The organism is Bacillus sp. FSL W8-0223 (assembly GCF_038006805.1).
GTDB lineage: Bacteria > Bacillota > Bacilli > Bacillales > DSM-4216 > Bacillus_O > Bacillus_O smithii.
Genome location: NZ_JBBOVX010000001.1, coordinates 709,264 through 729,585, shown reverse-complemented (window position 1 = coordinate 729,585; position 20,322 = coordinate 709,264). Strand labels below are relative to the sequence as shown.

At 40.3% G+C, this 20,322-nt stretch carries 16 protein-coding genes, 1 tRNA gene and 2 riboswitches; of the genes, 10 read left to right on the top strand and 7 right to left on the bottom strand.

What is annotated here, in order from left to right:
- Positions 1 to 37: 37 nt before the first annotated feature.
- Positions 38 to 3,169 carry a sensor domain-containing protein gene (locus tag NST81_RS03720; protein ID WP_341028482.1) on the top strand — a complete coding sequence of 1,044 codons (3,132 nt, stop codon included), beginning with the start codon at positions 38 to 40 and terminating at the stop codon, positions 3,167 to 3,169.
- A 348-nt stretch (positions 3,170 to 3,517) separates the two neighbouring features.
- Here the strand turns inward: NST81_RS03720 and NST81_RS03715 are convergent, their stop codons facing one another.
- A complete protein-coding gene (locus NST81_RS03715) occupies positions 3,518 to 4,129 on the bottom strand; it encodes a flavin reductase family protein (RefSeq protein ID WP_003353878.1) in 612 nt (203 codons plus the stop codon).
- Positions 4,130 to 4,604: 475 nt separating this feature from the next.
- Between NST81_RS03715 and NST81_RS03710 the strand changes: the two genes are divergently transcribed.
- From NST81_RS03710 to NST81_RS03700, 3 genes are all read left to right on the top strand, one after another.
- Positions 4,605 to 4,886, top strand: coding sequence for a hypothetical protein (locus NST81_RS03710; RefSeq protein WP_048622683.1), 282 nt, complete (start codon positions 4,605 to 4,607; stop codon positions 4,884 to 4,886).
- A gap of 445 nt (positions 4,887 to 5,331) precedes the next feature.
- Positions 5,332 to 5,712, top strand: a complete 381-nt coding sequence (locus NST81_RS03705) for a YmaF family protein (RefSeq protein ID WP_270584571.1) — start codon at positions 5,332 to 5,334, stop codon at positions 5,710 to 5,712.
- Positions 5,713 to 6,050: 338 nt separating this feature from the next.
- Positions 6,051 to 6,124 (top strand) — tRNA-Pro (locus NST81_RS03700).
- A gap of 302 nt (positions 6,125 to 6,426) precedes the next feature.
- Here NST81_RS03700 and NST81_RS03695 read toward each other — a convergent pair.
- Positions 6,427 to 7,878, bottom strand: a complete 1,452-nt coding sequence (locus tag NST81_RS03695; RefSeq protein WP_341028479.1) for an amino acid permease — start codon at positions 7,876 to 7,878, stop codon at positions 6,427 to 6,429.
- Between the two features lie 805 nt (positions 7,879 to 8,683).
- A riboswitch (Lysine riboswitch) is annotated at positions 8,684 to 8,871 on the bottom strand.
- 466 nt (positions 8,872 to 9,337) lie between these two features.
- Positions 9,338 to 9,835, bottom strand: a complete 498-nt coding sequence (locus NST81_RS03690; protein WP_234395458.1) for a competence protein ComK — start codon at positions 9,833 to 9,835, stop codon at positions 9,338 to 9,340.
- Between the two features lie 230 nt (positions 9,836 to 10,065).
- Positions 10,066 to 10,169, top strand: a riboswitch (TPP riboswitch).
- Positions 10,170 to 10,279: 110 nt separating this feature from the next.
- On the opposite strand from NST81_RS03690, the gene NST81_RS03685 reads away from it, so the two are divergent.
- The 5 genes from NST81_RS03685 to NST81_RS03665 all read left to right on the top strand — a co-directional run bounded on the left by NST81_RS03685 (position 10,280) and on the right by NST81_RS03665 (position 15,180).
- Entirely contained in the window at positions 10,280 to 11,011 is a 732-nt protein-coding gene (locus NST81_RS03685; RefSeq protein ID WP_048622681.1) for an ABC transporter ATP-binding protein, read from the top strand.
- Positions 11,004 to 11,771: an ABC transporter permease gene (locus tag NST81_RS03680; protein WP_341028477.1), complete on the top strand. Its 768-nt coding sequence runs from the start codon at positions 11,004 to 11,006 to the stop codon at positions 11,769 to 11,771. Before NST81_RS03685 ends, NST81_RS03680 begins: the two co-directional genes overlap by 8 nt.
- Positions 11,772 to 11,787: 16 nt before the next feature.
- On the top strand, positions 11,788 to 12,789 hold the full coding sequence (locus tag NST81_RS03675; RefSeq protein ID WP_270583711.1) for an ABC transporter substrate-binding protein: 1,002 nt from the start codon (positions 11,788 to 11,790) through the stop codon (positions 12,787 to 12,789).
- A gap of 557 nt (positions 12,790 to 13,346) precedes the next feature.
- The gene (locus NST81_RS03670; protein WP_341028475.1) at positions 13,347 to 14,231 is read left to right on the top strand and encodes a permease; all 885 of its coding nucleotides are present in this window, start codon (positions 13,347 to 13,349) and stop codon (positions 14,229 to 14,231) included.
- 97 nt (positions 14,232 to 14,328) lie between these two features.
- Positions 14,329 to 15,180 carry a TIGR03943 family putative permease subunit gene (locus NST81_RS03665; RefSeq protein WP_327797225.1) on the top strand — a complete coding sequence of 284 codons (852 nt, stop codon included), beginning with the start codon at positions 14,329 to 14,331 and terminating at the stop codon, positions 15,178 to 15,180.
- A gap of 95 nt (positions 15,181 to 15,275) precedes the next feature.
- On the opposite strand, the gene NST81_RS03660 is transcribed toward NST81_RS03665, so the two are convergent.
- Complete coding sequence (locus tag NST81_RS03660; RefSeq protein ID WP_328202384.1) at positions 15,276 to 16,637, bottom strand: amino acid permease; 1,362 nt, start codon at positions 16,635 to 16,637, stop codon at positions 15,276 to 15,278.
- A gap of 721 nt (positions 16,638 to 17,358) precedes the next feature.
- Here NST81_RS03660 and NST81_RS03655 point away from each other — a divergent pair.
- Positions 17,359 to 17,511: a YpzG family protein gene (locus NST81_RS03655; protein WP_081473049.1), complete on the top strand. Its 153-nt coding sequence runs from the start codon at positions 17,359 to 17,361 to the stop codon at positions 17,509 to 17,511.
- A 187-nt stretch (positions 17,512 to 17,698) separates the two neighbouring features.
- On the opposite strand, the gene NST81_RS03650 is transcribed toward NST81_RS03655, so the two are convergent.
- The 3 genes from NST81_RS03650 to pxpB are packed head-to-tail and all read right to left on the bottom strand — an operon-like array spanning position 17,699 to position 20,110.
- Positions 17,699 to 18,454, bottom strand: coding sequence for a LamB/YcsF family protein (locus NST81_RS03650; RefSeq protein WP_048622674.1), 756 nt, complete (start codon positions 18,452 to 18,454; stop codon positions 17,699 to 17,701).
- Complete coding sequence (locus tag NST81_RS03645; protein WP_341028472.1) at positions 18,447 to 19,418, bottom strand: 5-oxoprolinase subunit C family protein; 972 nt, start codon at positions 19,416 to 19,418, stop codon at positions 18,447 to 18,449. The genes NST81_RS03650 and NST81_RS03645 overlap by 8 nt, the downstream gene beginning before the upstream one ends.
- A complete protein-coding gene (gene pxpB / locus NST81_RS03640; RefSeq protein WP_341028470.1) occupies positions 19,385 to 20,110 on the bottom strand; it encodes a 5-oxoprolinase subunit PxpB in 726 nt (241 codons plus the stop codon). The genes NST81_RS03645 and pxpB overlap by 34 nt, the downstream gene beginning before the upstream one ends.
- Positions 20,111 to 20,322 lie beyond the last annotated feature (212 nt).

Below are 20,322 nucleotides of genomic sequence, written 5' to 3'. Positions count from 1 at the left end.
TAGATGAATTTGAGATTATACTAAAAGGGGTTTCAATATGTCAAATTCTACTTTATTAGAAATGATTGAGAAAGCTTTTCATCAAATGACAGATTTTGCCCTCCTTTTTGAAGTCATAGATGGAAAGTTTCAATTGCTGACAGCAAATGAAACAGCTTTTAAAGTCGGTATCAACAAAGAAAAATACGGAAAATTTGCGGAAGAAGTGCTTCCCGACCCGTATGCGTCAAACCTCCATGATGCATTAAACAAAGCGTTCATTTCAGCCCGCTGCTTAGAGTATAATAACGGAATTCAGTCTATCATCGGTCAGAATGTAAGTGAATTGGCGATCACCCCTATTTTCAATTCCCAAGGAAAATGTACTCATATGATAGTGATCGGAAGAGTTGGAAACAAACGAAAAAAAATCGAGGAAGACTTCATTCCTTTGCGTTCCATTTTTGAATCTTTTTTCGCCGCGACATCGGATGGGATATTGATAATGGATTCCAATTGGACCATCATCCGCGCCAACCCTTCCTTTGCCTCGTTATTTGGTTGGAAAGAAGAAGATGTCGTTGGGCTCCCTATCCATCATTTAAAGCTCACGCCGGGTCGTTTTGAGGAAGAATGCCACAATCGGTCCATCCCATTGCAAAAAGAAAATAAATTCCTTTTTCATCGAACAACATGGAAACGAAAAGATGGTAGACCGCTTCATGTGAACACTTCGTATTCCTCCATAAAAAATAAAAACGGAGAAATCATAGGCTTTATGGGGATTTTTAAAGAGATATCGGAACAAACGGAAAAAGAGCGTCAGTTCAAAGAAAGCCAACAGTATCATCAATCTGCAGCAAAAAACCATCCCGTTCTTATCTTCCAATTGGATTTGAAGGGTCGTATTTTAAAGGCCAATCACTCGGTTGAACAAGTGACCGGATATAGATGGAAAGATCTTATGAACTGTTCATTTGCTTCCTTAATAACACCTGATAGTCTGGCGTCTGCAATGGAACATTTCCATGCTGTCTTGCAAGGAGAAATCAGACACTACCAATGTTCCATTTATAATCAGAAAAAAGAGCGTGTATTGCTTAAACTAACCAATATTCCGATTATTGTGAACAATACTGTAACCGGTGTATTGGGGATTGCCCAAAACATTACTGAACAAAAGAGCAGCCAAAATGAACGAATTCGTGCAAAAAAAATTCCAGACCCTTTTTCTAATATAATCGAATCGATTGTCAATCTCCAAAAAATAAATCAAAAATCGACATACGATTATTCAGAAAATGAAGTGCTTGGGAAAAATCTTTCTGTGGAGATTCCTGAAAATAAGACGTCATTGAAAAAGTCATTCCAGATCGAGTTAGACGGAACGTCCGAACTGGTTGACACGATTTTTGGCCGTAATGATGAAAATTTAACAGATGTGGATAATAATCTCTCGCTTATCGATAATGAGCAAGTGAAAACGGCCTATATAATAGCGTTTTTACAAAATTTTATCGTGAAAGAGGAAAGAAAATTACAGGAATATGAAGCGAAGTATCGATTAATTGCGGAAAACACGACCGACCTCGTTTCTCTTCTTGACGCTGATATGAATATTTTATATTCTTCTCCTTCACATCGTACCGTTTTAGGAATCGTTCTAAATGAAGGAAGCGAATTCCCTTATAAACTTGTTCACAAAGAAGACATCGAACGAGTGGTTAGGTGTTTTCAAAACGTTTTAAAAACAAAAGAGCATAGTTCGGTGGAATTCCGTTTTAAACATAAAGAGGGTTCTTTTATTTGGCTAGAAACAAAGATGACACCCGTGTATGGCGAGAACCAGGAGCTTCATCACATTCTTTGCGTTTCAAAAGAAGTGACAGAACGAAAACAATATGAAGCAGAATTAGAAAACATGGCTTTCCATGATTATCTAACCGGTTCCTACAATCGCCGCTTATTTATGGAACGCCTCCACCATACGATGAATCAAGCTAAAAGCCGTCAAGAACCGTTTTTTGTCATGTTTTTGGATTTAGACCAGTTTAGATGGGTGAATAATACGTTAGGCCATGACGTAGGAGACGAGTTATTGATCCAGTTTGTGAAACGGGTGAAAGCATGCATTCGTAAAGAAGATACATTGGCGCGATTGAGCGGAGACGAATTTGCGATCTTGCTTACAGGAATTTCGATCGAAGATGTGGGCAATCTGGCAAAACGAATTTTATCGGCACTGCAAGAGCCATGGAAAATCAAAAACCATGAATTTAAGACGACTTCTTCTATTGGAATTGGCATCTATCCAAATTGCGGCGGAGATATCTCCACATTATTAAAACATGCAAATCAAGCTCTTCACAAAGCGAAACAATTCGGGAAGAACAATTATCAATTTTGCGGCAAGCTAACGGATTTCAACGATTCATTCGAAAGTGATATTCAAAGAGCCATCCTTAATAACGAATTTTATTTAGTCTATCAGCCGAAATTTAATCTATTAACGAAACGGATTGAATCTTTAGAAGCCTTAATTCGTTGGAACCATCCTCAAAAAGGAATGATCGCCCCGAGTGAATTTATTTCTCGTGCGGAGGAATTAGATTTAATTGTTCCCATTACACATTGGGTTCTTGAACAAGTTGGGAAGCAAATGAAGAAATGGCAATTGCTTGGTTTTCATAAGGTTCCCGTTTCCGTCAACATTTCGCCTCAGCATTTTGAAAAAGGAACGTTAGTCGAAGACATATTAAACTTAATAAAAAAAGCAGAGATCGAACCTCAATATCTTATATTAGAAATGACAGAAAGCACGATGATTCAAGATTTCGATACGACAATTCAAACGATCCAAAAGCTGAAGCAAATGGGAGTCCAAATTGCCATTGACGATTTTGGAACCGGTTTTTCTTCTTTGTCGTATTTAATGAAATTGCAAGTCGACGTTTTAAAACTAGACAAATCATTTGTCGAAGAATTAACGAATCAAAAAAATGCTTCTCTTGTACATTCTATTATTTCCCTTGCCCATAATTTAAATTTACGTGTAGTGGCCGAAGGAATCGAAACCGAAGATCAGCTTCAAATCCTTGCGCAATACGGATGTGACCTTGGACAAGGGTACTTATTTAGCAAACCTTTAAAGAGTGAACAAATTGAAAAAAAGCTTCTAAAAAAAGAATAAAACGGACTTTACTCTGAAAGATGAACTTATTCACTTATAAGTAATTTTATTCCTCCGGTTCCATTTAGCCCCTCTTCAGGGTGAAGAGGGGCTGTGTTTTTCCAATGAATAACATCGCTATTCCGGTATTTATCGTTTTGCATCTTTCTATTTCCGTGGAATCATGATATCACACTTGTGTTTGTCCGCCATTCCCTCGATAATGACCTTTCCCGCTTTATCCAAAGCGATTTTTTCATCCGAATCATTGCGCCATTCCTTCAAAAGATACTCTTACAAATTCTGACGTTGGAAACTAAGGATCATAGCCTTAACGCCAAAAATGAAATCTCCTTCGGTTTCCTCTTCTCATTTCGGCCGTTCGATAGAGAAAAAGTCTCCAAGTTTTGCATAATCGCTTCCGGCTAATCGGCTGACAGCTTTCAATTGGCGGGCATCTATTCTTCCCTTATGATAAAGATTTTCGTCAATATGGTATTGAACAATCTTTCCTATAATCAAATCACAAGCAGCGTTTTCTCCGTTGCCGCCAAGTTCGAGCGATTGTTCCAACACACATTCCATTCGAATTTTCGCCTCTTTGACTCCCGGAACAGAAATTTTTGTGCTTTCAACAGGGGTCAGTCCGGCCAACTCAATTTCACTTTCATCCGGCGGAAGGGTAGCAGCCGTCAGATTGACTTTTTTCACATTGCTTTCATCCACAATATGAACAACAAATTCACCCGTTTCTAAAATGTTTCTCGCCGTATCCTTTTTCATTCCATTGTTTCTTTGCACCGAAATGGACAAAAGCGGTGGATTAGCGGCCACGATATTAAAGTAACTAAACGGCCCGCCATTCAATACCCCCTCCTTAGATAAAGAGGTAACAAACGCAATGGGGCGGGGAATAATTCCTCCCGTTAAAAACTTATAATTTTCCTTTTCCGGCAAAGATAATGGATCGATCGTTAACAAAGATTTCTTCCTCCTTCTTTTTCCGAATTATAAGACAAACAGCACGATTCCTCTTCTTTTCTGGGCTCCAATTATTTTGAAAGCATCCATTTTCTACAAGTTCCGAGGAAGGCCGGGTGGTTCATCACATTTTGGAACATTTCATGGTGAGCCCCAATTCAATGTTTTCGACATCAGCCTTCCTCTTCATTCGAATATATTCTGCTCTCTAATATTTCGAAATCAAGATATGTAGCTAAAAATTTTATAATTAGAATGTCACTCATTATAGCAAATGAAAGAAATGGATTCAAGGAAAGTGAAGAATCAAGAAGACTGTTTGTCGTTAAAAGCCTTTTAGAAAATATTCTGCAAGACAGGCTGCATTCCTGTATGGATGTCCCAAACTTCAATATCCGGGTCTACTAGCACCTAAATGGTTTATTTCCTGACAAATAAACAAATACTACTCATACGAAAGAAAGGGATGAAATGAATGAATTTCCATTTTCCTGTCATACAAACAAATGTCTGGGATGCTTTCATCGCTGTACCTGTTGTATTCATTCTAACTCAAGTTATAAAGATTTTTTTGAAAGTCCCTAAAAAATATGTACCGGCGGTAGCGGTCATCATTGGATTGCTGTTCTCTGTGTTCATCAGCCATCGCCACCACTTGATCGCGGGCATTTTTATGGGATGGTTCTATGGCTATGCCGCTATAGGAAGCTATGCGTCACTGAAAACAACCTTATTATCGTTCCGAAACAATCTGTAAATTTTTTAAAGGCACAACCAGAAATTTTGTTTCTCGTTCATCTTTCCATTCTTTGTAGCCAAACTCTTAAACATTCCAAGCCGTCTATTTAACGATGCCAAGGATGTATTCAAATCCAGCTCTCATGCCCGTTTCGTATTTAATGAACGTCTCGGCTCTCTGCTTAGCCCCATCGCACCTTCATTAAACCTTTATTCGGAATCGTTTCATTTCCGTTTGGAACTTTGGGTCGTTCCAGTTTATGAATGCCATTTTATCCAACGATATTACACCATCTGTTCGAATGACTGTTTGATTGTCGAACATAAGTGTGGATGTGCGAATGATGGTGCTCACCCACCACTATCATTCCGCCAAACTATCGTTCTATCCACTTCAGGCAAATCCCCACTCTTTTTTAGACTTTTTCCCATACAATATAAAAAAATGAAAAGGAGTTTTGCTGATGGAGATACCCGTTTCCGGATACACGTATCATTCGAATGATTCTGCCCCCGTTCATTCCCATCCACTTTACGTCAACTCATGGGACGGAAGGCTTATCTCTCTCCATGTCCACAGCTTTAGAGGAGCTACCTCTTATAACGCGGGGCATAACCATAGATTTATCGGAATTACTGAACCCGCCCTAAACACATCTCAACATACACATAGATATTTTGCTTTTACTTCTTTTAATGATGGACATCGACATATGATCCGCGGGGTTACTGGTCCGGCTATTCCACTTTCTGAAGGCGGTCATTATCACAAATTCGAGGGGGTAACCAACATAGAAGGAATTACACCTCATCGACATAGATATAGCGGAAGAACAAGTTCATAGTTTATTTCGCAGATGTGAATTTAAAGGTAATCCACATATCCACACCATGTTTCATAACTTCGCAAACAATAATTCCCACAAATTGGAAGTATAACCATTATTTTTTCATCGACAAAGTTCGACATAATCTGATATTCTTTCAATTGCGATAAGGTTTTGGTTGGTAAACCACGAGGTCTACCACACCTACCTATTGAGCACCGATTTTCCGTCGGTGCTCTTTATTTTTACTATTATAACGATCAATCTGTCGCAAAAAATTTCGAAAATAAAAATAACTTTTAGGCAGTTCACAAAATCAGTGATAAGGTATATAATAATCAATGTCGAAAAAATACCGGGAAGTAGCTCAGCTTGGTAGAGCACTACGTTCGGGACGTAGGGGTCGCAGGTTCAAATCCTGTCTTCCCGATCCAAAAAGAACCTTTGATCTCTCAAAGGTTCTTTTTTTACGCCCACTCGCCCAATACTGAAAACGGTAGAATGAAACGAATTTCTCGACTTTATTCCTTCATGTTTGAACACAGTTTTCTTTCCATTAATCGTTCGTCACGATACCTATTCTGTCTAATTCACGGAATACCACGGGTGTCTGTTCTCCTTTTTTATTGGCCAACGGTGCAAATAAACAGACATAAACTCCAATAGATCCCGTAGTCAAAGAAAAATCCCAGCATGGATGGACCATGCGGGGATAAGCATTCTTTACAAAACTTATTTGAATTGAACATCCTTTAATGAAACCACTTTTGTTTTCTTTACAATCTTATAGCCAAACCAAAATACGAGAAAAACAGGAATGCCAATATAGGAAACTAATATGCCGTGCCAATCAATTTTATCGCCGATAAAGGCAGAGTAATTTTGCCCTAAAATAACGATTGTGCAGAGTACAAAAGCAAAAATAGGACCAAACGGGAAAAGCTTCGCTCTGTAAGGAAGATCTTCCAACTTGTAGCCTTGGGCAACATAAGCTTTGCGGAACCGGTAATGGCTGACAGCAATACCAAGCCATGCGATAAATCCCGTCATGCCGGAAGCGTTTAGCAGCCATGTATACACAACCCCATCACCAAAAAGGGAAGCCAAAAAGGCAAGACAGCCGACAAGCGCAGTGACAATCAAGGAATTAACAGGAACTCCTCGTTTGTCCAATTTGGCTAAAAATTTAGGTGCCTTCCCTTCCATAGCCAAATTCCACAACATTCTTGTCGAAGCGTACATTCCGGAGTTTCCGGCAGATAAAACCGCCGTCAAAATTATGGCATTCATGACAGATGCCGCAAAAGCAACCCCTGCTTTTTGAAAGACAAGCGTAAACGGACTAACCGAGACATCATCGTTTGCAAGGTTTGGATTTGTATAAGGAATTAGAAGGCTAATGACTAAAATAGCTAATACATAGAATAAAAGAATTCTCCAAAAGACTTGCCGGACCGCTTTTGGAATATTTTTTTCCGGATCATCGGTTTCACCGGCCGTAATCCCAAGAAGCTCAGTACCTTGAAAAGAAAATCCGGCCGCCATAAAAATACCAAGCATCGCCATAAATCCACCGTGGAAAGGAGCATCGCCGATCGTAAAATTCTTAAATCCAACGGCTTCTCCGCCAATAATGCCGAAAATCATTAAAGTGCCCATGACGATAAAGACAATGACCGTCACTACTTTAATAAGGGAAAACCAATATTCCGCTTCCCCAAAACCTCTTACTGCTAAATAATTCAATATAAACATAATCAATAGGAAAAGTCCGCTCCAAAGCAATGAGGGGCTATGCGGAAACCAAAATTTCATAATCATGGTAACAGCAGATAATTCTGCCGCAATGGTAATGGCCCAGTTATACCAATAGTTCCAGCCGAGGGCAAATCCTAAAGCAGGATCAACAAATTTAGTCGCATACGTACTAAAACTTCCAGTGATCGGCATATAGGCAGCCATTTCCGCTAAACTCGTCATCAAAAAGTACACCATAATTCCAATAATCAAATAAGACAATAACGCTCCTCCAGGCCCTGCCGTATGAATCGCTCCGCCGCTGGCCAGAAACAATCCGGTACCGATTGTGCCCCCAAGAGAAATCATCGTTAAATGACGCGATCGAAGTCCTCTTTTTAACTTGCCCGTCTCCGTCGCATTTCTACTGTCTTGTATTTTCACCATTCAACTAAACACTCCTTTGCCATCATTCTGCTGCAGATAAAAAGCGGTGATGACTGCCTAAACAGATTCATTATTAAAACTCGTTGATCCTTATTGGCTTTAAATAATCGAGTAGGAGGGAGCGATTAACTCCCGTCCTCTCACACCACCGTACGTACGGTTCCGTATACGGCGGTTCAATCAAGATAAATGACGCAAGTCTTTATAACTTCCGTGAATAGCTGTTCTCTTTATGCCAGTGGTCACTCCACCCTCCAAGAGGTCTCCCACGGGATTCACCGCTTCCTCCCTCAAGTGAGGTACTACGTTTTCTGTGTTCATCATGACTCACTGAATACCAAGGGCTATTCTCTCTTAATTGTTCGGTCCTTCTTAGTTGTTCTAGACCAACTAATACTATGACCTCTGCTGACTTCTGACGGTTCAGCTACTTATCACTAAGTAGGTTATGAAGAGTACTTCACATATCCGCCAGACCTCCCCGGGTAAGTACATGCACTTTCACACCATCTATCCGCCTCATTTACTCGATATGACCTTCGACAGAAAGAGCTTTGTTTTGTTATGCAAACTCACTCAATCATACCTAGCCTCATATGAAGTTCGTGTTCCTCAGATCGGAAGTTTGCCGCCCGCTTCCTTCAGATTCCGCGTCACCACGGACACCCTTGCGTTAAGCTAACTGCTACTTCTGCCTTCGCAGCTCGGGACTTTCACCCTATAGATTACACCCATGCCGGGCGCACACAAAAGCGCCACCGAAGAAGATTCGATGGCGCAAATATAGAAATACCCCTCATCATACTTCTTCAGTAGTGCTCCACGCTTTACGGGCAAAAAGCGTGACAGTTCTGTTCCTATTCGGATACAGCCCCAGCCCGCGCCTTCTGAGAACAGGACGGACTTCGGCGGCCTTTCCTTTCCTTCGGAGTCGTCAATGTTCTCAGCATCTCGTCCGAATTACTCATAAAAGCCGCGACCTCTACCCCATCAATTGATGAGGATTTAACTCGTTATTCAATTATCACACTAAAAATTATAGAATAATAACGAAAAATAATGCAACTACTAATTATTTCGTTTTTACGATCATTGATTCCATTTCCTCCAAAAATTCTATTATTCTTTCTTGTTATCGGTGGCATAATCATATTTTCTCATTTATGATCGTCCACTAGATTTTAGAACTTTTGACCCAATTCAATCTTCATCTTGTTTTGGCACTATTAAAGAATTTCCATACACGATTCGGTAAAATAAAAAAAGCTGATTCACAGCAAAATCCTTTCTAAAAGAAAAACAGCTCTAGTGAATCAGCCTTTCAGTACATCAACCCCACAAAAAGAAATCGTTTGCAAAATTGTGCAAAAACAAATCAGAAAAACTGATGAAGAAAGAATCGCTCCAAAAGAGCTGATCCTAAAAATAGGATTCCCTTATGGCAAATGAAAAGTAAATTTTAAATCTTCTCCGTTTCCTTTTTGATTGCTGAAAACCCTTTAATATGTACAAACGGAGGATCAGAAAAGTGCATTAAGCAGTCCGCTGTTTTTTCTTTTTGACGCTTGAAAGTGTAAGAGGAACAATTGACGGTAATTTCCAATCCGTTAAAAAATCGAACCATCAACGCATTCTCCCCTGCCTCTCTCCAATCTTTCACATGACGCGGAAAAACCCATATACAATCATATCGTTCAGGTGATTTAGTAGGAAAGGCGTAGAGCATTTCATCCGGAGAAATCATCAGAGGAGTTTTTTTATAGTGACCTAATTTTCTTCGGACAGCACGAATTCTTCCTTCATAAGTGGAACAGCGGCAAATGCAGGCATCATCCAAAATTTCCAGCGGACGTTTTTTGCTGAAAAACGTGCGGTCCACTTCATAAATGATGGATTCATGTTCAAGATCATAAGCCGGAGCGATTGCCATCGTTTTTTTAGTAATTAAATTTACCACTTTTTTCAAAGAGATTCTCCCCTTTCCAATTTTTAACCATTATACTCCATAACGGATAATAATTATCTGAATTTATATAATGTTTATAAATTTTTCATATTTCGAAACAAACCGTTCATTTCTTGGAGATACTGAAAGGAAAAGTTTTTTTATAAACAAAATGTTTCGATTACGTTTTACTTTTCTGAATGATTTTGCTACGATAGACTATAAGAATTTAATAGTTGCTTACAACACACTAGGGGAGCCGACAAGGCTGAGATTGAACGTTCGTTCTAAACCCTTTGAACCTGAGATGGGTAATGCCAGCGTAGGGAAGTGGTGGAGTCTTTTTGAAATGGACATTGAAGATGAACCCGCTCTTTAGGCTGAAGAGCGGGTTTTTTCATCTTTCCCGCCTCAAAGAGAAAAGGAAAACTCAAGAGGAAAGGAGGAACACGAAAAATGTCTGTGTGTTTAGAAAATGTTTCCTATACCTATCCCGGTGAAACAAAACCGGTCATCTTTAACTTTTCCGCTCATATCGAAAAAGGAGAATTTGTTTCATTAATCGGAAAAAGCGGGACAGGAAAAAGTACACTATTAAAACTGATTGCCGGCTTGTTTCCATGTGAGGAAGGGATCATTTCCGTCAACGGAAAAACACCGGGCCCCGGTAGTGTTGGTTATATGCCCCAACGAGATTTACTACTTCCGTGGCGTACCGTGATAGACAACATCATGCTCCCTTTGGAAGTTCAAAATAAGCGAAACTTGACGAAAGCCGATGCTGAAGAATGGCTGAAACGCATTGGCTTGATCCGTTGGAAGAACGCTTTGCCAAAACAGCTTTCCGGAGGCATGAGACAAAGGGTGGCATTTCTGCGAACACTTTTTATGGGAAGCGAAGTTTTGCTCCTCGATGAACCTTTCGCTGCTCTTGACGCTTTGACAAAGAGAGAAATGCACGATTGGCTGTTATCGATTTGGAAGGAATTGGACAACACCATCTTATTTATCACACATGACTTAGAAGAAGCCATTTTGTTAAGCGATAAAATTTTGCTGTTACACGCTGACCATAAAGTGGAAGAAATCATCGTGGATTTGCCTAGACCTAGGAGTGTCGACATGGTTTATTGGCCGGAAGTGCAAACCTATCGAAAAACAATAGAAAAGAAGATTGCCAATGAGTAAGTTAAAGAGATTGTTAGCAGATTATGGAGCATTCGGGCTCTTGGTCATCATTGCCGTTTCTCTATGGGAGTGGGCGGCAAGAACCGGAAAAGTCCCATCTTTTATCATTCCTGCTCCTTCCAAAGTGTTAGAAATGCTTTACGAACAGAAACAGGCTTTGTTATGGGTACATACACCGGCAACGTTGAAAGAAGCTTTGATCGGTTTTGCTTTTTCTTTCGCAGGCGGGATCACCATCGCACTCGCCATGCACTTTTCCAAGCTGGTAGAAAAAATGCTTTATCCTTTTGTCTTGTTTTCTCAAACGATTCCTGTCATTGCCCTCTCGCCCATCTTTGTCCTTTGGTTTGGATATGATATTTGGAGCAAAATCGCTGTAACGGTGCTGGTTGCTTTTTTCCCTATCGTGATCAGCTGCTATGATGGATTCAAAAATATCGATCAAGATTATGTGGATCTGTTACGGTCCATGGGCGCGTCCAAATGGAAAATATTTATAAAAGTAGAAGTTCCCTTCGCCATGCCTTCTCTTTTTTCTGGCATTAAGATGGCCGTTATTTATTCCATCGTTGGTGCAACCATTGGCGAATGGCTTGGAGCCAGCGAAGGACTCGGATATTACACGAGAAGAATGTCAGGAAATTTAAATGCCGAAGGAGTATTTGCAGCCGTTGCTTTATTAACGGTTCTAGGATTGGTTTTATTTAGTATAGCCACTTTCATTGAAAAAAGCTTTTTAAAATGGAATAGAAAATCATAGAAATGGGTGTTGAGTCATGAAAAAAATCATCCGATTGATTGGTGTAAGTTTATTGTTCGTATTGATTGCAGCGGGTTGTTCCTCACAACAAGATACAGCAAAGACTAAGGATGGAAAGCAAAAGGTAACGATCATGCTGGATTGGTATCCAAATGCTGTCCATTCCGCCATTTATACAGCGAAAGAAAAAGGGTATTTTGCCAAAGAAGGGCTTGATGTTGACATTAAAATGCCGGCTGAAACCAACGATCCGTTGAAACTTGTCGCGGCAGGAAAAGTCGACTTAGCGATTAGCTACCAGCCGCAATTAATCGTTTCCCGTGCTGAAGGAATTCCGGTTGTATCTTTAGCGGCCATTGTCAGACATCCACTTGACTGTATAATGGTTCCAACTAACAGCTCAATCCACCGTCCTAAAGATTTGGAAGGAAAAAATATCGGCTATTCATCTATCGATATAGAACAAGCCATATTAAATACGATGATCCAAACAGACGGCGGCAATCCAAAAAAAGTCAAAATGACGGATGTCGGCTTTGATTTAATTCCGGCGATCACCTCCAAGAAAGTAGATGGCATTATTGGCGGCTATATCAATCATGAACGCATCCTTTTAGAAAAAGAAGGACATCCTGTTCGGATATTTAACCCGGCTCAATATGGCGTTCCTGATTATTATGAGCTTGTTTTGGTTGCAAGCGAAAAAGGACTTCAAGAAAAGAAGGATGTGTATAAAAAGTTCTGGAAAGCTGTTGCAAAAGGGCAATCAGAAGTTACTAAAAACCCTCAAGCCGGTTTAAAGATTCTGCTTGACCATGAAAACGACAGTTTCCCTCTTGATAAACAAGTAGAAACAAAAAGTTTGAACATCCTGCTTCCTTTAATGAACAGCAAAGACAAGCCATTTGGCTATCAAGACCAAGAAGTTTGGGAACATGTTAACGATTGGCTTTACAAAAATAAGGTGATCAAAGAAAAGATCGACGTGAAGAAAGCCTTTTACAATATCAATCAATAAATAATCGATTGAGCAGGGGCCCACGATAAGAAATCTTATCGCGGGCTTTGTTCATTGAAGCCCATTTCTTTCAGCTAATCTCCATAACGGCGATGTCTGTCGTATCGGTCCAAATTCAAAGTCTCGCTTAACGCTTCTCCTCTTTTTCCGTTGACCATTTTCTTTTAACCAGGATATTTAAAAGTTTGTCTAAATGTCTACTATTTTCCACTCGTATGAATCGATCCATTTTGATATGATGACATATGGCATTCTTTTGCTTTGTAGACATGCAACATCGTCGTCAAGAATGACTCTCATATTTCCCATGGACCATTGATAAATTCTTATACTGTCCGACAGATTAACAGATTGCTTGACTGTTGATATGGATAGTGATTTGATAAAAACATCTAATAATATTATTGGATCCAATACGAAGGAATTGAAACAGAGTTCTTTCAGATTCATGATGGATCATTTACACTCTTTCTTTTAAGCTTCTTTTTATTGTGCTTGAGTGTATTTCTACCCTTTGTTCGTCTAGACTTACACTAGAATATTCGAGGTGGAAATCAATGAGTCAAACATTATTACAAATGAATACCATTTTCATCAGTATCATCATCGAAGCTTTGCCGTTTGTTGTCATCGGCGTATTTTTGTCAGCGTTGATTCAAATGTTTGTAACAGAGGAAATGATCGCCAAAATGATCCCAGCCAATCGTTTTGCTTCCGCCGCTCTTGGCTCTTGTATTGGATCGTTGTTTCCAGGCTGCGAATGCGGCATCGTTCCCATTACACGACGACTTGTACAAAAAAATGTTCCTCTCCATGCCGCCATTGCTTTTATGTTGAGCGGCCCGATTATAAATCCTATTGTCATATTTTCAACTTTCGTCGCTTTCGGGGACAGTTGGAAAATGGCGCTGTATCGCTGCAGCTTAGCCATTGGAGTTTCCATAGTCGTAAGCATTGCCATTTCTTATATATTTAATGATCAACAATTAAGACAAGCGATCGATCATTTTGCTCACAATCATTCACATGGTTCTCATAAAATGAGCCTTCGCTCGAAAATAGTCGGAACCATCGACCATGCCATTGACGAATTTTTCTCTGTTGGGAAATTTTTAATTTTTGGAGCCCTGATTTCTTCCGCCATGCAAACCTTTTTCAAAACGAGCGCTTTGCTTGAATTCGGTCATTCGAAAGTAACGGCCGTTTTGGTCATGATGGCGCTGGCTTTTATCCTGTCGATTTGTTCAGAAGCCGATGCATTTATCGCCTCTTCTTTTTCCGGGCTTTTCGGAACAGGTCCGATTATTGCTTTTTTAGTGTTTGGAGCGATGGTGGATATCAAAAATTTATTCATGATGCTTGACGCTTTTCAAAAACGGTTTGTGTTTGTGCTTGTTTCACTGATTGCTGTATGTGTTTTTGTCGGAGCATTAATCATTTAGCTAAGTGGCTTCTTTCACAACAATCCTGTTGCTTCAATCAAATGTAGAACCTTTTTAAACAGTCGACAGAGGAGACTTTGTATAGGAGGTGTTTATCGTGCTCAGGATTATTATTTTATTCGGCTTCACGTATTTTTTTATGATGCTGCACGCCAAAGGAGATATCAGCAAATATATTAATATGAAATATTCGTATCTTTCCTTCAGCATGATCTTTTTGATGGGCTTTTTAACGTTGTATCAATTGATTCAATGGGCAAGAGGCGATAAACGTAAAGATCACAATCACGATCACGACCATGGCCACGATCATTCCCATGACGAAGATACGATTTTGAAAAAAGTATTCACTTATACTATGATGCTGATTCCCATCATAACGGGCATTTTTTTGCCGGCAGCAACATTGGACTCCACAATCGTAAAAGCGAAAGGTTTTCACTTTTCTTTTATCGACAACGATACCGATCAATATGCCAACCATCAAATTTTGCGTCCAGATGCCAGCCCTTATTACGACAAAATTGCCTATAATCAAATGGACAAAAATGATTTGAAAAAATATGGGTCCGAAAACCGGATCGTTCTGGACGATAAACATTATTTTCGAGCGTTGGAATCCATTTATAACCATCCGGGCAATTTTATTGACAAAAAAGTTGTTTTAAAAGGATTCGCATATCGAACAGATGACATTGAAAACAATCAATTATTTGTTCTCCGCTTCGGGATTATCCATTGCATAGCCGATGCCGGAGTATATGGAATGCTTGTCGAGTTTCCAAAAGACATGAAGTCCCAAATACACAAAGATGAATGGCTGCAAGTAGAAGGAACGCTGGAAACCACTTATTATCAGCCATTTAAAGAAAATATTCCTTATTTAAAAGTAACCAAATGGGAAGAAATACCAAAACCGAAAGATCCTTATGTATATCGGCAATATTAATCTCACGACATCCGTAGATATTTCGGCCGCCGATGCCCGAAAAGAACCCCGTTCCAAATTCGGAACGGGGTTCTTGCATCTAAAGGATTGAAATTTTACAACGCGCCTTTTTGTTTTCTCTTCGTAATTCCATACGCAATGGCCAGAAGAATAAACCATACCGGGGTGACAAACAAAGCTACCCGCGTATCATCGGCCAGTCCGAGCACGACAAGAATAAATACAAAGAAGGCTAGCACAATCCAGTTTGAAACAGGAGCAAACGGCATTTTAAATGAAATTTTCTCAGCCTCTTCCGGTTTTAATTTCCGGAATCGCAAATGAGCGATTAATATAACGCCCCATACCCATATAAAGCAAATGGTTGAAATGCTCGTCACCAACGTGAACACTTGATCCGGTAGCCAATAGTTTAATAAAACACCGATCAAAAGCACAAGCGTTGAAGTGATAAGAGCAGGTGCAGGAACGCTTTGTTCATTCAGCTCTTTCAGCTTCTTCGGCGCTTTTCCTTCGTTTGCCAGCGTATAAAGCATTCGGCTAGTGCTAAAAATACCACTGTTGCAGGAAGAAGCTGCTGAAGTCAGCACGACAAAATTAATAATACCTGCAGCAGCAGGAATGCCGATAAGCGAAAACACTTTCACAAATGGACTGCTGTTCGGATCGACCCCATTCCACGGATAAATCGACATAATGACAAGTAAAGCGCCGATGTAAAAAATCAAAATGCGAATGGGTATATTGTTAATCGCTTTTGGCAAAGTAACTTCCGGGTTTTCCGCTTCACCGGCTGTCACCCCCACAAGTTCAATTCCAACATAGGCGAACACGACCATTTGGAAAGCCAGCAGAAATCCGGAAACTCCATTCGGAAAAATCCCGCCGTGGCTCCAAAGATTAGAAAACGTAGCATGGGTGCCGTGGCTTTTATATCCGGTAAAAACCAAAATCAATCCAATGACTATTAAGGCTACAATCGTCACAACCTTAATAATCGCAAACCAAAATTCCATCTCTCCGAACGCTTTTACTGTTGCCATATTGATTGCAAACAATACAAGAACACATATAAGCGCAGGGATCCATTGAGGCAAGTCGGGGAACCAGAATTTCACATACAAACCTACGGCTGTGATTTCGGCTATTCCGGTCACAATCCAACAAAACCAATAGGTCCAACCTGTAATAAAACCTGCCCACGGTCCGATAAACGTTTCAGCAAAATCCGTAAACGAACCTGTCGTCGGCCGATAAAGAAGCAATTCTCCCAAGGCGCGCATCATGAAAAAGAGCATAATCCCCGTAATCAAATAAACGAGCATAATAGAAGGCCCGGCAAAATGGATCGATTTTCCTGAACCCAAGAACAGCCCTACGCCGATTGCCCCCCCAATAGCAATTAGCTGAATATGCCGGTTCTTTAAACCACGCTGCAAAGATCTGTTATCTGACATTTGTTTCATCCTTTCTTTTCATACGCACTGCTTCCGTGTAATGGAAAGTTTTGTTTTTCCTGTTCCTTAAAGAACGTTTTTCGCCTCAGCTACACTGCCGATTGGACAGAATGGCAAGAGAACAAGTGATATGCAAATAAAGGGGGCTTGTCCGCCGAAAAATTATTTTCAGCAAACAAAAAAAGAGTTTTAGGAAGACTTTCCTGTTTCACACTCTTCCTTCACTCCACCACTCATGCTATTTCTTACTATTATACAATAAAATTCAACAAAACCAGAACCATTTTGAAAAGAATCTGAAAATTCCTTAAATATAAAACAGAAATATCCGGTGAAAGCCCCTCTACTTGCCCTTTCCTCGATCTTTGAAATGAAAACACCTATGTTATCGAAAAATTTTCCCAACTATTGCCATAATCCATCATTTTCAACATATCCTCCTTTTGTTTTATTTTAATTATTAGAATTTTTTATTTTTTCTTTATTGTATTACATGTCACAAAATCTTACAAGTTTTTCATTCCTTATCAATGGCTTTAGCCGCTGAGCATCTTTTGACGGCGCTATCGGCAAACAGTACGTTTTTCCTTCCTCTTATTTTATTTTGGGAAAATTGGAAAAGCACTAATGCTTCATCGAAAGAATATTTCTTTCGATGTTACAAAACCTATATATGATATTCCTCGTTGAATATCGCCTATCCTTTCAAAGAGGTGATAAGATGAGTTATAAAGATCAGCTTGATCCGCACTCAGAACTTTTTCACCACAATTGGACAAGACCGAAACGCTCCAAATCACAAGTGAACGGGCATACTGAAATGTCAAAAACCAATTTTATTTTAAGAAGAAACGCGAAAGCACACCGCTGGTAAACTCTTGAATTCACCAGGCTGGTCCACCGGTACAACAGTGGGACCAGCCTGAAAGTTTAAGAAGAGCTTCGGTACGGTGTTGCTATTGATTCTTCTATCACAAACGGGCTAAAAAGCGGAAACGATTAATCCTTTTTCTTTTTTGTCTCGGTAAAGGCGCCATTCTCTTTTCTTCCTTTATCGAATTCTAGACGGTCTCGATTTTAATTCCTTCTGCTTGAAATATTTCATGAATACGCTTGGCAAATAAAAGAGCATTCCGTCCGTCTCCATGGAGGCAAATCGTATCTGCTTGAATCCTGATTTCATGTTGATCGGCTGTGGCCACTTTTTGTTCTTTTACCATTTTCACTACTTGTCGGATGGCGGCTTCTTCACTCGTAATCAAAGCATTCGGCATGTTTCTCGGCGTTAATGTTCCATCTTTTTGATAAGTGCGATCAGCAAACACTTCATGCGCGACTTTAAGACCGATCGCTTCACCTGCTTTCGTCAATTCACTGTTGGAAAGTCCATACAATACGATTTCAGGATCGATCCGGTAAACAGCCAAGGCAATAGCATCCGCCAGTTCTTTATGGACGGCGGCCATATTATAGAGCGCACCATGCGGTTTCACATGATGGAGTTTTCCACCATTCGCTTGAACGAATCCTTGCAATGCACCCACTTGATAGACAACCAGCTGATAAGCCTCTTCAGGGGTAATCTGGGTATTTCTTCGACCGAAGCCGTGTAAATCCAATAAACCGGGATGGGCGCCAATACTTACGTCGTGCTCTAATGCCAGCTTTACGGTTTGATCCATGATGTTCGGATCGCCCGCATGAAAACCGCAGGCAATGTTGGCCGAGGAGATATAAGCCATCATTTCTTTGTCATTGCCAAGAGTATACCGACCAAAACTTTCTCCCATATCACAATTGAGATCCACTTTAAACATAGGCAACATCCCTCCATTTTAATTTGACAGCCGCTTTTAAATACGCAAGCTCTCGATGGACTTGGATCAGTATTTGCTGCGCTTCTTTCAAGCTAATCTCCTGAAATTGGATCGTATCTCCGGGCCGCATTTGACTCAGTTTCGGCAAATCCGCCTGAATCACCTGGCCAATCTTTGGATAGCCGCCCGTTGGTTGTCTGTCGGCCATCAAGATAATGGGCTGACCGTTCGGAGGCACTTGTATGGAGCCAAACGTTGCTCCCTCTGTGATTAATTCCTTGTTTTTCTTCAAACTTAAGGAAGGTCCTTCTAAACGATATCCCATTCGATCCGACTGAGGAGTAATTTGAAACGTCTCGGATTGAAATCGGGAAATCGCTTCTTCCGTAAACCAATCATATTGTCGGCCTTTCACAAATCGAATCGTATGGTCTTCCGTTCCTATATAATGGCGATAGCTGTTTCCAATCCCCCAAGAAACAGGAAGGATCCGGCTGGGCTGTCGAATCGGAATCCTGTCCCCGGACTCGAGTTTTCTTCCATGAAACCCGCCAATTTTTGCGCTTAAATGAGTACTTTTGCTGTTTAAGACTGAGGGAAGATCAAACCCTCCTTTTACGGCTAAATAGCAGCGGCTTCTTTTCACCGCCGCATGGAACCGAAGAACATCTCCTTTTTTCACAGAGATCGGTTTACCGTGTGCAATCGCCTCTCCATTTTTTTCAGGCAACATATCCGCACCAAATAAGCTGATCACCATATTTTCCTCAAACAGCAATGTCGGTCCGACGAAATTCATTTCTAATACCGCTTCGTTTTCAGGATTCCCTACCGTGATATTCGCTATTTTCATGGCAAAAGCATCCATAGCGCCGCTTACAATAAAACCGTATGACTGGTATCCGAATCGCCCCAAATCCTGAACAACCGTTAACATTCCTCCTTTTGTGACGTGAATTCCCATGTTTGATCCTCCCAATTTTCATAAACGTCTTTTGTAATCGGAACAAATCGAATCTCATCACCCGGAAGCAAAAAGGTGGGCGGATTTCGATCAGGATGAAATAAAGAAATTGGAGTTCTGCCTATTATCTGCCAGCCTCCAGGTGTTTCTATCGGATAAATCCCTGTTTGATATCCGGCAATTCCAACCGAACCTGCCGGAACTTTCAGTCGGGGTGATTTTTTTCTTGGAGTCGCGATGGATGGATCCATTCCTCCCAAAAAAGGAAACCCTGGGGCAAAGCCAAGAAAATAAACGTGATAGCTGGCGGATGAATGAATTTCAATCACTTTTTCGACTGATAAGCCGTTTGATTTGGCCACTTCTTCTAAATCAAGACCAAATTCCTCATCATAACAAACGGGAATGCACACTTTTCTTTCCGGAATCTTATACTGGATCCCATGATTCATTCGCTCCTTCAATTGTTGGCAAACCTGTTCATACGGATCATTCCCGCCCACTTCAACTGGATTGTAAAAAACCGTTAAAGTTGTATATGCAGGAACGGCCTCTAAAAATCCATGAAACGGCTTCTCATTTATGGCGTTTGCCAAATTCAAAATTTTTCGGTTTTTCTCTAATGAGATTCCTTCTCCGAAATCAATCGTCACGGCTGAATCTCCAAGTGGAGTAAAAACTGCATCCATCATCGTTGCACCCTTCTTTTAAAAATAAGAAATTAACGTGGTCTTTATCTCGGCACTGATGAACCAATATAAAGACAGGGGCGCAGATTACTCTGATTTTTCATAGCTTGTATCACATTAACACCCCTGATTCAGCTTGAATATTGTCCTATCCTATTTCATTATACTAAATAAAAATTATTTCTAAATATCTTTAAAATAACAACAGGCATATT

Bases quoted from the DNA above. Each gene is read 5' to 3' on its own strand.
- NST81_RS03720 (WP_341028482.1), top strand. From the start codon at position 38: ATGTCAAATTCTACTTTATTAGAAATGATTGAGAAAGCTTTTCATCAA.
- NST81_RS03710 (WP_048622683.1), top strand. From the start codon at position 4,605: ATGAATTTCCATTTTCCTGTCATACAAACAAATGTCTGGGATGCTTTC.
- NST81_RS03705 (WP_270584571.1), top strand. From the start codon at position 5,332: ATGGAGATACCCGTTTCCGGATACACGTATCATTCGAATGATTCTGCC.
- NST81_RS03695 (WP_341028479.1), bottom strand. From the start codon at position 7,878: ATGGTGAAAATACAAGACAGTAGAAATGCGACGGAGACGGGCAAGTTA.
- NST81_RS03685 (WP_048622681.1), top strand. From the start codon at position 10,280: ATGTCTGTGTGTTTAGAAAATGTTTCCTATACCTATCCCGGTGAAACA.
- NST81_RS03680 (WP_341028477.1), top strand. From the start codon at position 11,004: ATGAGTAAGTTAAAGAGATTGTTAGCAGATTATGGAGCATTCGGGCTC.
- NST81_RS03675 (WP_270583711.1), top strand. From the start codon at position 11,788: ATGAAAAAAATCATCCGATTGATTGGTGTAAGTTTATTGTTCGTATTG.
- NST81_RS03670 (WP_341028475.1), top strand. From the start codon at position 13,347: ATGAGTCAAACATTATTACAAATGAATACCATTTTCATCAGTATCATC.
- NST81_RS03660 (WP_328202384.1), bottom strand. From the start codon at position 16,637: ATGTCAGATAACAGATCTTTGCAGCGTGGTTTAAAGAACCGGCATATT.
- NST81_RS03655 (WP_081473049.1), top strand. From the start codon at position 17,359: ATGAGTTATAAAGATCAGCTTGATCCGCACTCAGAACTTTTTCACCAC.
- NST81_RS03650 (WP_048622674.1), bottom strand. From the start codon at position 18,454: ATGTTTAAAGTGGATCTCAATTGTGATATGGGAGAAAGTTTTGGTCGG.
- NST81_RS03645 (WP_341028472.1), bottom strand. From the start codon at position 19,418: ATGGGAATTCACGTCACAAAAGGAGGAATGTTAACGGTTGTTCAGGAT.
- pxpB (WP_341028470.1), bottom strand. From the start codon at position 20,110: ATGATGGATGCAGTTTTTACTCCACTTGGAGATTCAGCCGTGACGATT.